Origin of the sequence: Janthinobacterium sp. DSP2-3-3 (assembly GCF_049897325.1) — a bacterium.
GTDB lineage: Bacteria > Pseudomonadota > Gammaproteobacteria > Burkholderiales > Burkholderiaceae_D > Janthinobacterium.
In genome coordinates, this window is record NZ_JAFCWA010000005.1 from 137,950 (window position 1) to 153,630 (window position 15,681).

Below are 15,681 nucleotides of genomic sequence, written 5' to 3' on the forward strand. Positions count from 1 at the left end.
GAAGCCAGTATAGTATGGTCACTGAACTGATAACTTCCAATAATCGTCGCCCAAGTGACAACTGAGTGACAATCCAACGGCCCACATGTACACCCACCACCCCACCCAGACCCATCCCGATGGCGTGCCGTTCAGCCGCAGCACCAGCTCGCACGATTACCAGCACGTGCCGCGGCCCGTGACGGCCATGTCCAGGCAATATGCGGCTGGCGACTACACGGCGCCGCACAGCCATGTGCGGGCGCAGCTGCTGTATGCGACGCAAGGTGTGATGCGCGTCTCCACCGAACATGGCGTGTGGATCTTGCCGCCCCGGCGCGCCCTGCTGATCCCCGTGGGCGTCGTGCATGAAGTCCACATCTTGAGCGAACTGAGCATGCGCACCGTGTATATCGATGCGCAGGTGGCGGCCCCCCATGGCGCCGGTTGCAAGGTATTGGAAGTAAGCCGGCTGCTGCGCGAGCTGATCCTGGCCTTGCTGGCCGAACCGATCGAATATGCGCTGGCGGGGCGCGGCGACTGGCTGGCGCACCTGATCCTGTCGGAACTGACGGCGGCCGATACGGTACCCCTCGCCATACCCTGGCCCCGCGACCGTCGCCTGGTGGCCGTCTGCACGGCCATCATGAGCGCGCCCGGCAGCCGGCGCAGCATCGAGGAATGGGCGCAGGATGCGGGCGCCAGCGCGCGCACCCTGATCCGTTTATTCCCCAAGGAAACGGGCTTGCACTACCGCCAATGGCTGCAGCAAGTCCACCTGGCCGAGGCATTCTGCCGCCTGGACCGGGGCGAAGGCGTGGCGGCCATTGCCTATGCGCTGGGCTACGCCAGCCCCAGCGCCTTCAGCGCCATGTTCCGCCGCATCCTGGGCCGCACGCCGCAGCACTACTTGAGCGAGTGGCGCGCCGCCGAGTAAACGAAGAAAGCAGCCCGCAGGCTGCTTTTCTACATGTTGAACTTACTCTTTTTCACCCGCAATCAATCGATAGGCCAGCGCACCCAGCAAGGCGCCGATGATGGGTGCCAACCAGAACAGCCACAGCTGACTGGTAGCCCAGTCGCCCACGTACAGGGCCACGCCCGTGCTACGGGCTGGGTTGACGGAGGTATTGGTGACGGGGATGCTGATCAGGTGAATCAGGGTCAGTGCCAGGCCGATCGGCAGCGGGGCGAAGCCGGCCGGGGCGCGCTTGTCGGTGGCGCCCAGAATGACGATCAGGAAGAACATCGTCAGCACGATTTCAATCACCAGCGCCGACAGCATCGAATAGCCGCCCGGCGAATGCGCGCCATAGCCATTCGAAGCAAAGCCCTTGCTGACATCGAAACCGGCCTGCCCGCTGGCGATCACGTACAGCACGCCGCCAGCCACGATGGCGCCCAGCACTTGCGCGATGATGTATGGCAACAGTTGATTGGCCGGAAAGCGGCCACCGGCCCACAGGCCGATCGACACGGCAGGATTCAAATGGCAACCCGAGATGTGGCCGATGGCGTAGGCCATGGTCAGCACCGTCAGACCAAACGCCAGCGCCACGCCAGCAAAACCGATGCCAAGGCCGGGAAAGGCGGCGGCGAGTACTGCACTGCCGCAACCGCCCAGCACCAGCCAGAACGTGCCGAGAAATTCGGCGCCATATTGTTTCATGATGTATTCCTTTAAAGTAAAGAGAAAACGTGCCAGGGACGACCAATCGGACCGCTCACCAACTTTGCCTGCGCCCGGGGCGACGACAAAGCACAGCACCAGCAACGCACCGCACCGCACGCTGCAAAGCGCGAATAATGACATGATGCCATTATCATTGCAACATTATTTCGTATAATAATGCCAATAGTTCTCTTGCTATTTAAAGGTTTTTTTGATAATTCTATAGCGCGGGTCGGCGCATGTATTTTTGTGGCGCCTCCAATGGCGCAAAACCAAAGCCCGCATACAGGCCATGCGCGTCATCGGTCCCCAGCATCCAAACGACATCGCGCAACCGTGCATCGCCGAGCACGGCGGCCACCATCTGCTTGCCATATCCGCGCCCCTGGTATTGCGGCAGCACAAACACGTCGCGCAGGTAGGCAAAATCCGTGTAATCGGTGATGACTCTGGCGAACGCTACTTGCTGACCATCTACATAGCCGCCGAAACACAGCGCGTTGGCGATCCCCTTGCGCACCGTTTCGATCGCCACGCCACGCTTCCAGTAAGACTGTTCGCTCAGGTAGCGGTGAATCATGGGCACGTCGAGTTCGTCGCGCTCGCTGGAGATGCGCAGTGGCGCGTGCATCAGTTCTTCAACAGCAAGTCGGCTTCGGCGATGCTGGGCTCGCCGAAGTACACGGTGCGCACGCCGCCCTTGGCATCGCTGCCCATATACACGCCCGTCATGCTGTGCTCGACCGGGTCGTACAGGATGGTGTAGTGGTGGCCGCAATTGTGCGGTTCGCAGACGCTGCTGAGCAGGCGCGCCTTGCCGTCGATCTCGACGGGCTTGAGCGGACTGGCAACGCCATCAGGCACCCAGCGCTGCCGTTTCAGGCCGGCTTTTTTCAAGCCCACGTTGAAGGCATTGCGAAAGGCGTAGTCCGCCTTGTAGACGTCGGGAAAATACGGGCAGGTGTGGCCACCATCGCAGCTTTGCGCTTGCTCAATGAGCGACAGCTTGGGCGTTCGCGCTTGCGCCGGCATGGCGGCCAGCGCCACGGCGGCGGCCAGGAACAGGGGGAACAGCAAACGTGCGGACATGCAATCTCCTAAAAACATCGGCTAATGCGGGTAGCATAGCAGAATGCCATGCTTGCACACCGGCATCAAGGAGAGCAGCGTATGCCGACGACCCCGTTGACCTTGCCTTCCGGCCAGCCCGTCTCGCGCCAGCGGTACACGCCGGGCGCGACGATGATCATCTGCCATTCCACCAGCTTGCCAGCGGCATTGAGGCGGGTTTCATTGTCATAGCGCAAAGTCAGGCTATGCTCCGTTTCCGCCACCACCGTCGCGGCAAAGCGGTTGGTTTCACCCAGCTTGCTTTTCCAGGTACGGTCGCTAAAGATCGCCAGCCGCTGATGGTCGTCAGACAACTGCATGCGCGTAAAGTGCCGCGCTTCTTCGCAAACACTACTGGTATTTACGCTGTCGGACCAGCTGCCAGACAGTTGCGCGGCATCAAAAGGAGTCGGGGTGGCGGCCACGGCCGCACTCAGCAGCAAGGTTACAAGCATAGTTTATCGAAGGAAAGCGAAAAGTATCATCATGGTCAACGCAGCGCCTGCGTGATGCTGGACGGCAATGCAGGTGTGCGCCGGTGCAACGTCGCCTGCTCGTAGGCATAGGCCATCGCAATGAGCGGCATTTCGGCGTGGGCAGGGCCGATGAAGGACAAACCGATGGGCAAGCCCTTTACCACGCCGGCCGGCACCGTGATATGCGGCAAGGCGGACTGCGCCTGCGCTACGCCATGGCATGTGGGCCCCACCAGCGCATCGAGCCGATGCGCGCACAGCAACGCTGCGATGCCGCCAGGCTCGGACGCGAGCGGCGGCTCGATCAGTTCCGCCCCCTGTTCGCGCAGCACCAGCAGTGCCTGCTCGATCACGGCATCGGTCCCGCCACACTGGCCGAACAGGTGGCGCGCCACGCCGATGCGGCGTCCCTGCAAGCCGGCGACATCGAGCACCATGCCATCGGCCAGGCGCTCGCCAGTCAGGGCGGCGAGCAGCCAGGCCGCCTCGCGCACGCTGGGCGCCATCGGTCCTGCCGTGGCTGACTCGCTGCCCTGCCCGCTGGCAGCGCTGCCCGTGGGCTTGATGGCGACCAGGCCGCACGTTGATGCTGGCGCGACGATGGAGCCGTCCGCCGCGCTGTCCACGGCCAGGATAGTCAGACCGGCCCAGCTGGCACTGGCATGCGGCACGCTGACGGCGGCCCACTCGCGCAAATTGCTTTTGCCGATGATGACGGCGCCGGCCGCGCGCAAGCGCGCCGCCACAAAGGAATCGCAGCTGGCATGCGTAGCCAGGGGCGACTGCGTGCGCGTCTTCATGCGGTCGCCCGTGGCAATATTGTCGCGCAAGACGATGGGGATGCCATGCAAGGGGCCGCGCACCTTGTGCACTTGCCGCTCACGGTCCATTTCCAGGGCAATTTTCAGCGCATCGGGATTGATTTCAATGCCGGGATAGGCACGCGCGCCGATGCTGCACAGAGAGCGGATGCGCCCCAGGTACTGCGACGTCAGCGCATGCGAACTGAGTTTGCCTGCCTGCATCATCTGCTGTTGCGGCAAGACGCCCGCATCGAGCAGATGGGCCATGGGGCTGGCGGGCGCCGTGGCACGGGTCAGTACGGGACGCGACACGCGCGCCGACACTGCCGCCGCGGCAGGCGTCGCGCCCCGATAGGCGCTATTGCGCGACATATGACTACGCTGCATGGTATCTCCAGGAAACCTCAATGTTTCTAACGCAATAGTGTGCTAACCACAGCATAGCAGTCCTTGCAACTCAATTGTTGTCGAAGGGAATTATTTTTCAAGCAAAAAAAAACGCCGCCCGAAGGCAGCGTTTCTTGATGGTCAAGCACTGGGGCAAGCCTGGCCGGCGTTTGCCTGGCACTGCGAGCACCGCAGCGTGACGATTTATCAGTTGCGTACGACACGCTTGTATTCGTTGGTACGGGTGTCGATTTCGATGACGTCGTCTTGTGCCACGAACAGCGGCACTTGCACGATGTGGCGGTGCGCGTCGATGGCGTTTTCGATCTTGGCTTCTTTCAGGACGTTGCCCGAAGTGTTGCCCTTGACTGCAGGCTCCGAGTACACCACTTGACGGGCGATGGTCGTAGGCAGTTCAACGGAGATGGCTTTGCCGTCGTAGAAAATGGCTTCGCATTCCATGCCATCTTTCAGGTAATGCAATGCATCGCCCAGGTTTTCTTCTTCGATTTCATACTGGTTGTACTCGGTGTCCATAAAGACGAACAGCGGGTCGGCGAAGTACGAATACGTCACTGGCTTTTTATCCAGAACAACAACGTCAAACTTGTCGTCGCCGCGGAACACGTTTTCCATCGGGGTGTTCGTCAGAAGATTTTTCATCTTCCATTTGTAGGTGAAGCCCGTGCGGCTCGAACCGTTGACATCAGAACGCAACACGATCATTGGCTTGCTGTCGACCATGATGATATTGCCAACACGAATTTCTTTTGCGGGTTTCATAGGAATGTACGTAAAAAGTGGGTTGCATGAAGACCATCTGCCGCCTGTGCGCCATCAGCGCCGCAAGCTTGCGTTTGATCGGTTAAAAATACGTTAGAAATAACCGGGCATTTTACCTTAATTTTTGGCAAGCGCCTATCTCGTCGCGCCGGCGAACGCCAGCAAGTTACTTGCCAGATCGCCATTGGACTGCATCTGCAGCTGCCAAGCCTGCGCGCGCGCGCTGATGCGCGGCAAATCGGCCTGCAAGGCGAGCCACAGCTGCGTCCACGGGAAGGCGTCCGCGCTGGCGCCATTCCAGGCCAGTGCCGCTTGCACCAAGCTGTCGATGGCCCCATCCGCATCGGTCGCATAGCGCTGCAAGAAGGCGCGCAATTTCACGTGGTGCAAGTTTTCGTCCTGCAGGTAGATATGCCAGAGAAAAGGCCGGCCGGCCCATTGCGCCCGCACAAAAGAATCCTCGCCGCGCACGAGATTGACGTCGCAGGCCCACAGCAGGCGGTCGTAAACGTCTTGCGGCACAAAAGGCAGCACGCGCAAGGTAAGCGCGCCGCGCGTACGCGTCACACCAGCCACCGCCGCATCGTCGCCGATAAACGCTTGAACGGCATCAAACGCGACGCCTTCCGGCACCAGGCATGTCACGGGTTCGCTACCCGCCTGCCACACGCCAAACAACTGGGCGACCGGGGCGGACGGGTAGCAGAACAGCGATACCTTTAAAGCAGACATTTCTGCCGCCGTCACGCCGAATTGCCCCAGGAATGCCGCCATGGCGGCCGCATCGGCCTGGAACGCCAGCCGCTGCTCATCGAGCGCCGCTTCGCGCAGCAAGCCGCCCGTTTTATTGGTGAAACCGGGAAAGAAAAAATGCTTGATCATGCCATGGCGCGGCGACGTCAATGCATGGCAGCCCTCGACCCACTCTTCCGCCGTCAAGCCTTCCAGGTTCAGCCACACAGGGTGCGGCGCGCACTGCGCCATGGCGGCGATGTAGCCGGGCGGAATGTCGCAGGCAAAAAACTCGATGACGATGTCAGCGATATCGGCGGGCGTAAACACGCCTTCCTGGTCGCGCCAGTGGCGCACGGCAACGCCGGATACTTTCTGCGCTTCAGCAGCCACGACAATGGCGGGGCAGATGCGCTGAAAACTCAATAAATCGTCAACCCACAGGGTAACTGCCACGCCGTGCTCGCCGCTCAACTGCCGCGCCAGGCGCCAGCAAATGCCGATATCGCCGTAGTTGTCGACGACTTTGCAGAAGATAGCCAGAGATGGTGCGCGAACGCTAGATAATGGCATGAGCAGGCAAAGAAATGAAGGGAAAAACGTTGGCATGCCGGCAAATAACAAAAAAGCCGCACTGTTACCAGGCGGCTTTGTTGTTGGCTGATTCAGCCGGTCTTGGCGTCCCCAAGGGGATTCGAACCCCTGTACTCACCGTGAAAGGGTGATGTCCTAGGCCTCTAGACGATGGGGACAGAAAATCTGTCCTGAATGCGCTGCCCTGCATCCCGACCTGTCACTACTTGCGAATCTGGCGTCCCCAAGGGGATTCGAACCCCTGTACTCACCGTGAAAGGGTGATGTCCTAGGCCTCTAGACGATGGGGACAGAAATCTGTCCTGAATGCATTACTTTGCATCCCGACCCGGTACTGCAGCAATCGCAGAAACAAAAAAAGCCTGACTTGTCAGGCCCGTTCAGCACTGCACTCTTACTTTACAACTGAATCATGGCGTCCCCAAGGGGATTCGAACCCCTGTACTCACCGTGAAAGGGTGATGTCCTAGGCCTCTAGACGATGGGGACCTGTGCTGGCTTTACTCTCAGCGGACTCTTCGCTGAAGGCTTTGCTTAGCCCCTCAAAAAAGCGTGCGCGAAGTTTAACACGAAGCGATTCACGAAATCAACTGCTGACCTCTTATTTTCCATCTTATTGCACTTCCCGCCCCCATGAAAAGGCGATGATGGCAGGAAGGCAAGCAAACGAGCCATCAGTCTTCCTGACGCAGGACAGCGTCCGTGCCGACGATGCGCACATCATGCATCTGGTTCAAATAGGCTTCCAGGTAAGCCTTATGCGACGCCCCCACCACCACCAGCACGCGCATGCCGGGCCGGGCCGGGCCGGGCCATCATGACTTCGCGGATATTCGATGCCATGCGCAAATTGCGCGTCTCCCAGTAGGCCACGTAGTTACGGCCATAATGGCGGGGCGACGGCTCTTCGAGCGCCGCGCCGAAATCGCTGCGGAAGACCATCTCGGCCTGGCCAGGCTGATTGTAGGCACGGTACATGGCCAGCACACCTGACGGCGTCGCCAATGCCGCTTCCAGCTCTGCACTGATACGCTTGCGCTGTGCCGTATGCGGGTTGTCCCACGCCCTCACGATCGCCTCGCCGGCAGCCTTTTCGTCCTGCGCATTGTCGGCGGGTGCGTCCGCCGTGTGATCATCCATGGCATACACCAGCTCGTGCCCGCTCTTCGCCGCTACCACGGCAGCGATCAAGACATCTTCGCCACGCCGCTGCATCCTGTCATTGAGCATCGCCACCAGACTCTCATCGAGCCCGCCTCCCACCCGTCGCTCCTCCACCGGAAGGCGCAGCCATTGCACCAGCGCGGACGCCCGCTCGCCACCCGCCAGGAACAGCGACGCCAGGGTGCGCCGCTGCGCGGCGGATGGCACCTCCGGCCAAGCGGCCAGCAAGCGCTGCGCCTGCACGGTGGCCGCCACCACCTCCAGACCGGTCACTGCCCGCGCGGGAGCGGGGTCCCAGCAATAAGACTTGATCGTGTCCGCATAGCGCTGCGGGTAGCTGCGCAAGTATGCGCATTGCAGGCCGGATAAAGCCTCGATGGCAATGGCTTGCGGCTTCCAGCCCAGCAAGCGCGCGTTCAAGGCGCTCAGATGCGCGGGATCAAACGACTTCGGCAACTGCGACAGGTGCGGCGTGCCCAGCACCATTACTTCATTGATACGCCCCGATTGCAACTTGTGCGCGGCAGGATCGAAGGGAGCGGCAGATGCTGCGGCAGCGAAAGCCGGAGCGGGAAAGAAAGCGGCAAACAAAATGCTGGCAAATAAGCGGGACATTCCACCTCCGGATTTGAGTAATTCCATGAAAACTGACAGGCACAAAAAACTGCCGCATGCGCAAACTTGGCCATCGGCAGCTTCAACGCCAGAAATCTTAAACATCCGGCACTACAATCTCCACCCAAAAGCGATGAATGGTAAAAATGATATTCCGAAACGCAAATGATGCGGATATGCCGCGCGCAAGCAGCAAGGAAAGCAGAGAGTAATGGCGAAAAAAAGCCGCTCAAGGCGACTTTGATTATCATGTGACTTCTGCGCTATTGGTGGAGGCTTGCGGGAGCTAAGCGCTGACCTCTTGGATGCCATGCATGCGCACTAACAGCTTAGCCACATTCCCCAGAGGGGTATGGCGGAAAGTGTAGCGGAAATAAAAAAAGCCGCTCAAGGCGACTTTGATTATTATGTGATTTCTGCGCTATTGGTGGAGGTTTGCGGGAGCTAAGCGCTGACCTCTTGCATGCCATGCATGCGCACTAACAGCTTAGCCACATTCCCCAGAGGGGTATGGCGGAAAGCGTCGCAGAAATAAAAAAAGCCGCCCAAGGCGACTTTGATTATCATGTGATTTCTGCGCTGTTGGTGGAGGCTTGCGGGAGCTAAGCGCTGACCTCTTGCATGCCATGCAAGCGCGCTAACAGCTTAGCCCTATTCCCCCTAGCGAAGAAATCGCTGACGCAAATAAAAAAAGCCGCCCAAGGCGACTTTTATTATCATGTGATTTCTGCGCTATTGGTGGAGGTTTGCGGGAGCTAAGCGCTGACCTCTTGCATGCCATGCATGCGCACTAACAGCTTAGCCACATTCCCCAGAGGGGTATGGCGGAAAGCGTCGCAGAAATAAAAAAAGCCGCCCAAGGCGACTTTGATTATTATGTGATTTCTGCGCTATTGGTGGAGGTAAGCGGGAGCTAACCGCTGACCTCTTGCATGCCATGCAAGCGCGCTAACAGCTTAGCCACATTCCCCAGAGGGGTATGGCGGAAAGCGTCGCAGAAATAAAAAAAGCCGCTCAAGGCGACTTTGATTATTATGTGATTTCTGCGCTATTGGTGGAGGTAAGCGGGATCGAACCGCTGACCTCTTGCATGCTATGCAAGCGCGCTAACAGCTTAGCCCTATTCCCCCTAGCGAAGAAATCGCTGACGCAAATAAAAAAAGCCGCTCAAGGCGACTTTGATTATCATGTGACTTCTGCGCTATTGGTGGAGGTAAGCGGGATCGAACCGCTGACCTCTTGCATGCCATGCAAGCGCTCTCCCAGCTGAGCTATACCCCCCGGGCGCAGAAACACTGCTACTTCTTTACTGCCACAACACCAGACTGAACTGGCGTCCCCAAGGGGATTCGAACCCCTGTACTCACCGTGAAAGGGTGATGTCCTAGGCCTCTAGACGATGGGGACCTCGGTACTACATTTTTACTTCTATAGTTTGCTGCTTTACCTCTGCGCTGTTGGTGGAGGTAAGCGGGATCGAACCGCTGACCTCTTGCATGCCATGCAAGCGCTCTCCCAGCTGAGCTATACCCCCCGGGCGCAGAAATAATAAAAGCCGCACTTGGCGACTTTGTTCCACTACTTGCTTTCCATCCAGATTCCGCTTTTTACGGGCCTGAACTTACAACAATCAGTACAAACAACTGCCACTACTATACCACAAAACCTGGCGTCCCCAAGGGGATTCGAACCCCTGTACTCACCGTGAAAGGGTGATGTCCTAGGCCTCTAGACGATGGGGACCGCGGAACTACCAAACAACGACTGCACCACTTCAACGACTAACAAAACCCGACTGCGATTTTGCTGCTGGTGGAGGTAAGCGGGATCGAACCGCTGACCTCTTGCATGCCATGCAAGCGCTCTCCCAGCTGAGCTATACCCCCGTTGGTGCAGAAACAAGAGTATAGCAAAGAAGTTTCACTCTGCAAATACCCTTTTTCGTCTATGAGCAACTTTTCATAGGGGCGGTTTCTGCACTGCGTTTACACGTTCAATTCCGCGCGGCGATTACAGCCACTTTGCCAGGCGCGCCAACACGGTGTCGCGGCCGAAAATCACCACGACCTGGTCGATGGCCGGCGTCTGCAACTGGCCCGTCAAAATCAAACGCAAAGGCATGGCCAGCAGCGGCATCTTGATGGTGTTGGCAGCCAGCACTTCCTTGATCATGGCGGCGACGGCTTCCTTGCTCCATTCCACCGTGGCGATGCGTTCGGCGAACTGTGCCAGCACAGGCTTGATCGCATCCGTGATGTGCTGCGCCGCCAGTTCCGCTTCCGGCTGCGGCGCGCGGAAGAATAGCATCGAGGCGGCAGCCAGTTCGTTGACGGTGTTGGCGCGCTCTTTCATCATACCCAGCACTTGCGCCAGGTCTGGCGCGCCTTCGAAGACGGCGCCGGCGGCCAGCATTTGCGGGCGCGCCAGGTCGGCCAGACGGGTATTGTCGGCCTGCTTGATATAGTGATTGTTCAGCCAGGCCAGTTTTTCATTGTTGAACTGGGCCGCCGATTTCGACAGATGGTTCAGGTTGAACCACTCGCAGAACTGCTCGGTCGAGAACACTTCATCGTCGCCATGGCTCCAGCCCAAGCGCGCCAGATAGTTCAGCATCGCTTCCGGCAAAAAGCCTTGCGCCGGGTAATCCATCACGCTGACGGCGCCGTGGCGCTTCGACAGCTTCTCGCCGTCCGCCCCCAAAATCATCGGCAGGTGGCCGTACAGCGGCAGCGGTGCTCCGATGGCGCGCAGGATGTTGATCTGACGCGGGGTGTTATTGACATGGTCGTCGCCGCGGATCACGTGGGTGATCTGCATGTCCCAGTCATCGACGGCCACGCAGAAGTTATACGTCGGCGTGCCGTCCGGGCGGGCGATCACCAGGTCGTCCAGCTCGCGGTTGGAAATCGTGATCGAGCCTTTGACAACATCGTCCCACGTCACGTCGCCATCGAGCGGGTTCTTGAAGCGCACGACGGGCTTGCGATCAAAGGGTAAGGCCGGCAGAGTCTTGCCCGGCTCCGGGCGCCAGGTGCCGTCGTAGCGCGGTTTTTCACCGGCGGCGCGCATGCGCTCGCGCATCGCTTCAACTTCTTCCGGCGACGAGTAGCAGTGATACGCCGTGCCTTCGGCCAGCATCTGCGCCACCACTTCGCGGTAGCGGTCCATGCGCTGCATCTGGTAGAACGGGCCTTCGTCGTGGTCCAGGCCCAGCCACTTCATGCCTTCGATGATGGCTTGCACGGCTTCCGGCGTGGAGCGCTCCACGTCCGTGTCTTCGATGCGCAGCACGAAGGTGCCACCGAAGTGGCGGGCATACGCCCAGCTATATAAAGCGGTGCGGGCGCCGCCCAGGTGCAGATAGCCGGTCGGGCTGGGAGCGAAACGGGTGCGGACGGGAGTAGCGGTTGTGGTCATCGAAGTAATCAGGCTTTGAAGTAAAACGCCATTTTACTCTGTTGACCGCCGCCGCTCCACAAGCGCCGTCACAGTTGCAGCAAGCGCCTTTTCACCTCGTCCGCCTGCGCATGCAGCGCCTGCTCGAACAGGGCGACGAGTTGCGACAAGGGCCGGTGCAGGGGCTTGACCAGATTGACGGTGAACGGCAAGGAAACGGCAAAGCGGCGCATCTGCAAGCCCTGCCCCGCGTAGTCCAGCGCCGTGAGCGGATTGACGATGGCCAAGCCCACGCCTTCGCGCACCATGGCACACACGGAGGCGGCGCTGTGCGTGTCGAGCGCCATGCGCCGTTCCACCCCGGCCTGCGCGAAAATGGCGTCGATCTGCTGGCGGTAGGGGTCGACGGCGGCCAGGCTGATGAAAGGCTGGCCCGCGAAGTCCGCCGGCTGCAGCACGGTTTTGCTGGCGAGCGCATGGCCGTCGGGCAGCACGCACACTTCATCGACGGACATCAGGGTGTCGAGCGCGGTGCCCGGCGGCGCATTGCCCACTTCCGTCAGGCCGATATCGTGGCGCTGCGCGGACAGCCACTCCTCCAGCAGCGGCGACTCCTGCGGCGTGATGCTGATGCTCACCTTCGGAAAATCGGCGACGAAGCGTTTACACGCCTGCGGCAGCAGCGACTGGGAAAACACGGGCAGGCAGGCGATCGACAACTGACCCTGATCGAACTGGCGCAAGGCTGCCGCCGTGCTGACGATGCGCTCCAGGCCGAAATACGCGCGCTGCACTTCCTCGAACAGTTGCAGCGCCTGGGCCGTCGGGCGCAGCCGCCCCCGCTCGCGCTCGAACAGCGTGAGGCCCGTCAAATGCTCAAGACGCGCCAGCTCGCGGCTGACGGTAGGCTGCGACGTGTGCAGCATAGCGGCGGCGGCCGTCACGCTGCCCGTCGTCATGATGGCGCGGAAGACCTCGATATGGCGCAAGGAGATAGTCATGCTCATATCATAAATGAATAAGGTAGGCTTAAATGGATATTTTATATTCGAATTACAATCGGCCATCATGCCGTCATCTCCTTATTTCACCGAAAGCACACGATGCAGCCTGTCACCGACCAGACCCTCGCCCAACTCGCCCAGGAACACGGCACGCCCCTGTGGGTGTATGACGCGGCCACCATCCGCGCGCGCGCGGCGCAGCTGGCGCAGTTCGACACCGTGCGCTTCGCGCAAAAAGCCAACTCGAACATCCATCTGCTCACCTTGATGCGCGAAGCGGGCGTGCACGTGGATGCCGTCTCGCTGGGCGAGATTGAACGCGCCCTGCAGGCAGGCTTTACGCCAGCACAGACCAAGGGCGCGGCCGGTGTGGTATTCACCTGCGATCTGTTCGACCGCGCCACCCTGGCGCGCGTGGCAGAAGCGAAGATCGAAGTCAATTGCGGTTCCGTCGACATGCTGCGCCAGCTGGGCCCTGTGTCGCCCGGCCACCGCGTCTGGCTGCGCATCAATCCCGGCTATGGCCATGGCCATAGCAACAAGACCAATACGGGCGGTGAAAACAGCAAGCACGGTATCTGGCACGAAGAGCTGCCAGAGGCGCTGGCCGTCATCCGCGCACATGGACTGCACCTGGTGGGCCTGCACATGCACATCGGCTCGGGCGTCGACTACAGCCACCTGGAAACCGTCTGCGGCACCATGGTCGACCTGGTAAAGAACATGGGCCACGACCTGGAAGCCATTTCCACGGGCGGCGGCCTGTCCGTGCCTTACCGCGATGGCGAGCAGCCGGTCGACACGGACCACTACTTCCAGCTGTGGGATGCGGCGCGCAAGCAGATCGAGGCGAACCTGGGCCACGCCGTGCACCTGGAAATCGAACCGGGCCGCTTCCTCGTGGCCGACGCGGGCCTGCTGGTGGCCGAAGTGCGCGCCACCAAGCAAATGGGCGGCAACCACTTCACCTTGTTAGATACGGGCTTCAATGAACTGATGCGCCCCGCCATGTACGGCAGCTACCATGAAATGTCAGTGATTGCGCATGACGGCCGCGCTCTCGATGTGCCGCGCGCCACCGTCGTCGGCGGCCCCCTGTGCGAATCGGGCGACGTCTTCACCCAGCGCGATGGCGGCGTGGTGGAAACCCGCTTGTTGCCCGCCGCGCAGGTGGGCGACTACGTGGTCTTCGAAGGCGCGGGCGCGTATGGCGCGTCGATGTCGTCGAACTACAACAGCCGCCCGCATGCGGCCGAATACCTGGTCGATGGGGAACAATCCCGTTTGATCCGCCGCCGCCAGACGGTGGCCGAGCTGATCGCGCTGGAACAGTTCTAAAACCCCGCCGCGTGCGGGCATGCGCATCTGCTAACATCGGGGCAACTCGATGAAAGTGCACCATGCCCGCCACCACCCTTGCCCGCCGCAGCACCGGTTTGCTGCTGGCGCTGCTGCTGTCCGCCGTTCTTGCCGGCTGCGCCTCACTGCCCTCGCTGGAAGGCCGCGTCGCCTCCACTGTCATCACCGATACGGCGCGCACCCAGCTGGCCACCGCCATTGCACCGCTGGTGGCGCAGCATCCCGGCGTGTCCGGCATTTATCCGCTGGTCGACGGGCGCGATGCCTTTGCCGCGCGCGCCCTGCTGGCCGCCGCCGCCCAACGCAGCCTGGACGTGCAGTACTACATCTGGCACAAGGACATCACCGGCACCCTGCTGTTCGACGCCCTGCGTCAAGCGGCCGAACGGGGTGTGCGCGTACGCCTGCTGCTCGACGATAACAACACGGCGGGCCTGGACCAGACCTTGACGATGCTGGGCAAGCAACAGAATCTGGAAATCCGCCTGTTCAATCCCTTCGTGCCCCGCGCACCGCGCGCTCTGGCCTTTGCCACCGATTTTTCGCGCCTCAACCGGCGCATGCACAACAAATCGTTCACGGCCGATAACCAGGCCACCATTGTCGGCGGGCGCAATGTGGGCGATGAATATTTTGGCGCGGCCGGCGAGGTGCTGTTTGCCGACCTTGACGTGCTGGCCGTCGGCCCCGTCGTCGACGAGGTCTCGCATGAATTCGACCGCTACTGGAACAGCGCCTCGGCCTACCCGGCCAGCCTGCTGCTGACCAGCCATGTCGACGGCGACGCGGCCACCATCGCCGCCGAGGCGGATCGCATCGACGATATCCAGGCGGCCGAGCAATACGTGCAGGCGCTGCGCACCTCGCCCTTCGTCAAGCAGATGATGGAACGCACCCTGCCCTTCGAATGGGCGCGCACGCGCATGGTCAGCGACGACCCCGCCAAGGTGCTGGGCAAGGCACGGCCAGGCACGGGCGTGGCGGAAAACCTGCAAAACCTGCTGGGCGTGCCGAAGAAGGAAGTGGACCTGGTGTCGCCGTATTTCGTGCCCGGAAAATCCGGCACGCAGGCCTTTGCCGAGCTGGCAAAACAGGGCGTGGGTGTGCGCATCCTGACAAATGCGCTGGAAGCGACCGACGTGGCGGCCGTGCATGCGGGCTATGCGAAGTGGAGGAAGCCGCTGCTCGAAGCGGGCGTGCTGCTGTATGAATCGCGCCGTTCGTGGGAACGGGGCGATGCGCGCGAACAGCCGGGCCGCTTCGGCAGTTCCGCCTCGAGCCTGCACGCGAAAACCTTTGCCGTCGATGACCAGCGCATCTTTGTCGGCTCATTCAATGTCGACCCGCGCTCGATCAAATTGAACACGGAAATGGGCCTCGTCATCGACAGCCCCGCGCTGGCCAGCCAGCTGGGGCAAGCCATGCGCACCACCATCCCGCAACGCGCCTACCAGGTGCTGCTTGGCGACGACGGCGCGCTGTACTGGATCGCCCGCGACGCCAGCGGCGGCGCCACGCGCTACGACACGGAGCCGGGCACCAGCGTGTGGAAGCGCATGGGGGTGGCGATTCTGTCGGTGCTGCCGATCGATTGGCTGCTGTAACGA

The 15,681-nt window shown here is 60.8% G+C and carries 13 protein-coding genes and 9 tRNA genes; 3 read left to right on the top strand and 19 right to left on the bottom strand.

Going from position 1 to position 15,681, the window contains the following annotated elements; genetic code table 11:
• Window positions 1-85: 85 nt before the first annotated feature.
• Entirely contained in the window at window positions 86-916 is an 831-nt protein-coding gene (locus tag ACP7DE_RS11880; protein ID WP_426072298.1) for an AraC family transcriptional regulator, read from the top strand.
• A 42-nt stretch (window positions 917-958) separates the two neighbouring features.
• Here ACP7DE_RS11880 and aqpZ read toward each other — a convergent pair whose 3' ends face one another.
• From aqpZ to ACP7DE_RS11975, 19 genes are all read right to left on the bottom strand, one after another.
• Window positions 959-1,648 (bottom strand): aquaporin Z, encoded by a 690-nt coding sequence (aqpZ, locus tag ACP7DE_RS11885; protein WP_102121034.1) that lies wholly within the window; start codon window positions 1,646-1,648, stop codon window positions 959-961.
• 223 nt (window positions 1,649-1,871) lie between these two features.
• The gene (locus ACP7DE_RS11890; protein ID WP_426072299.1) at window positions 1,872-2,282 is read right to left on the bottom strand and encodes a GNAT family N-acetyltransferase; all 411 of its coding nucleotides are present in this window, start codon (window positions 2,280-2,282) and stop codon (window positions 1,872-1,874) included.
• On the bottom strand, window positions 2,282-2,740 hold the full coding sequence (locus tag ACP7DE_RS11895; protein ID WP_426072300.1) for an Ivy family c-type lysozyme inhibitor: 459 nt from the start codon (window positions 2,738-2,740) through the stop codon (window positions 2,282-2,284). The genes ACP7DE_RS11890 and ACP7DE_RS11895 overlap by 1 nt, the downstream gene beginning before the upstream one ends.
• 65 nt (window positions 2,741-2,805) lie before the next feature.
• A complete protein-coding gene (locus ACP7DE_RS11900; protein ID WP_426072301.1) occupies window positions 2,806-3,216 on the bottom strand; it encodes a hypothetical protein in 411 nt (136 codons plus the stop codon).
• Window positions 3,217-3,251: 35 nt separating this feature from the next.
• Window positions 3,252-4,427 (bottom strand): amidase family protein, encoded by a 1,176-nt coding sequence (locus ACP7DE_RS11905; RefSeq protein ID WP_426072302.1) that lies wholly within the window; start codon window positions 4,425-4,427, stop codon window positions 3,252-3,254.
• Window positions 4,428-4,634: 207 nt separating this feature from the next.
• Window positions 4,635-5,210 (bottom strand): elongation factor P, encoded by a 576-nt coding sequence (locus tag ACP7DE_RS11910; protein WP_100876390.1) that lies wholly within the window; start codon window positions 5,208-5,210, stop codon window positions 4,635-4,637.
• A gap of 135 nt (window positions 5,211-5,345) precedes the next feature.
• The gene (earP, locus tag ACP7DE_RS11915; RefSeq protein ID WP_426072303.1) at window positions 5,346-6,515 is read right to left on the bottom strand and encodes an elongation factor P maturation arginine rhamnosyltransferase EarP; all 1,170 of its coding nucleotides are present in this window, start codon (window positions 6,513-6,515) and stop codon (window positions 5,346-5,348) included.
• Between the two features lie 103 nt (window positions 6,516-6,618).
• Window positions 6,619-6,694 (bottom strand) — tRNA-Glu (locus tag ACP7DE_RS11920).
• A gap of 57 nt (window positions 6,695-6,751) precedes the next feature.
• Window positions 6,752-6,827 (bottom strand) — tRNA-Glu (locus tag ACP7DE_RS11925).
• 122 nt (window positions 6,828-6,949) lie between these two features.
• Window positions 6,950-7,025, bottom strand: a tRNA-Glu gene (locus tag ACP7DE_RS11930).
• A gap of 267 nt (window positions 7,026-7,292) precedes the next feature.
• Window positions 7,293-8,315 carry a DUF5694 domain-containing protein gene (locus ACP7DE_RS11935; protein ID WP_426072304.1) on the bottom strand — a complete coding sequence of 341 codons (1,023 nt, stop codon included), beginning with the start codon at window positions 8,313-8,315 and terminating at the stop codon, window positions 7,293-7,295.
• A 1,052-nt stretch (window positions 8,316-9,367) separates the two neighbouring features.
• Window positions 9,368-9,445 (bottom strand) — tRNA-Ala (locus tag ACP7DE_RS11940).
• 75 nt (window positions 9,446-9,520) lie between these two features.
• Window positions 9,521-9,596, bottom strand: a tRNA-Ala gene (locus ACP7DE_RS11945).
• 50 nt (window positions 9,597-9,646) lie between these two features.
• A tRNA-Glu gene (locus tag ACP7DE_RS11950) sits at window positions 9,647-9,722 on the bottom strand.
• Window positions 9,723-9,773: 51 nt separating this feature from the next.
• Window positions 9,774-9,849 (bottom strand) — tRNA-Ala (locus ACP7DE_RS11955).
• Between the two features lie 133 nt (window positions 9,850-9,982).
• Window positions 9,983-10,058, bottom strand: a tRNA-Glu gene (locus tag ACP7DE_RS11960).
• A 67-nt stretch (window positions 10,059-10,125) separates the two neighbouring features.
• Window positions 10,126-10,201 (bottom strand) — tRNA-Ala (locus ACP7DE_RS11965).
• Window positions 10,202-10,325: 124 nt separating this feature from the next.
• A complete protein-coding gene (gene gltX / locus ACP7DE_RS11970; protein ID WP_426072305.1) occupies window positions 10,326-11,732 on the bottom strand; it encodes a glutamate--tRNA ligase in 1,407 nt (468 codons plus the stop codon).
• A gap of 68 nt (window positions 11,733-11,800) precedes the next feature.
• Complete coding sequence (locus ACP7DE_RS11975; protein WP_426072306.1) at window positions 11,801-12,712, bottom strand: LysR family transcriptional regulator; 912 nt, start codon at window positions 12,710-12,712, stop codon at window positions 11,801-11,803.
• A gap of 102 nt (window positions 12,713-12,814) precedes the next feature.
• On the opposite strand from ACP7DE_RS11975, the gene lysA reads away from it, so the two are divergent.
• The gene (gene lysA, locus ACP7DE_RS11980) at window positions 12,815-14,053 is read left to right on the top strand and encodes a diaminopimelate decarboxylase (protein WP_426072307.1); all 1,239 of its coding nucleotides are present in this window, start codon (window positions 12,815-12,817) and stop codon (window positions 14,051-14,053) included.
• A 62-nt stretch (window positions 14,054-14,115) separates the two neighbouring features.
• Window positions 14,116-15,678 carry a phospholipase D family protein gene (locus ACP7DE_RS11985; RefSeq protein WP_426072308.1) on the top strand — a complete coding sequence of 521 codons (1,563 nt, stop codon included), beginning with the start codon at window positions 14,116-14,118 and terminating at the stop codon, window positions 15,676-15,678.
• Window positions 15,679-15,681: the final 3 nt, after the last annotated feature.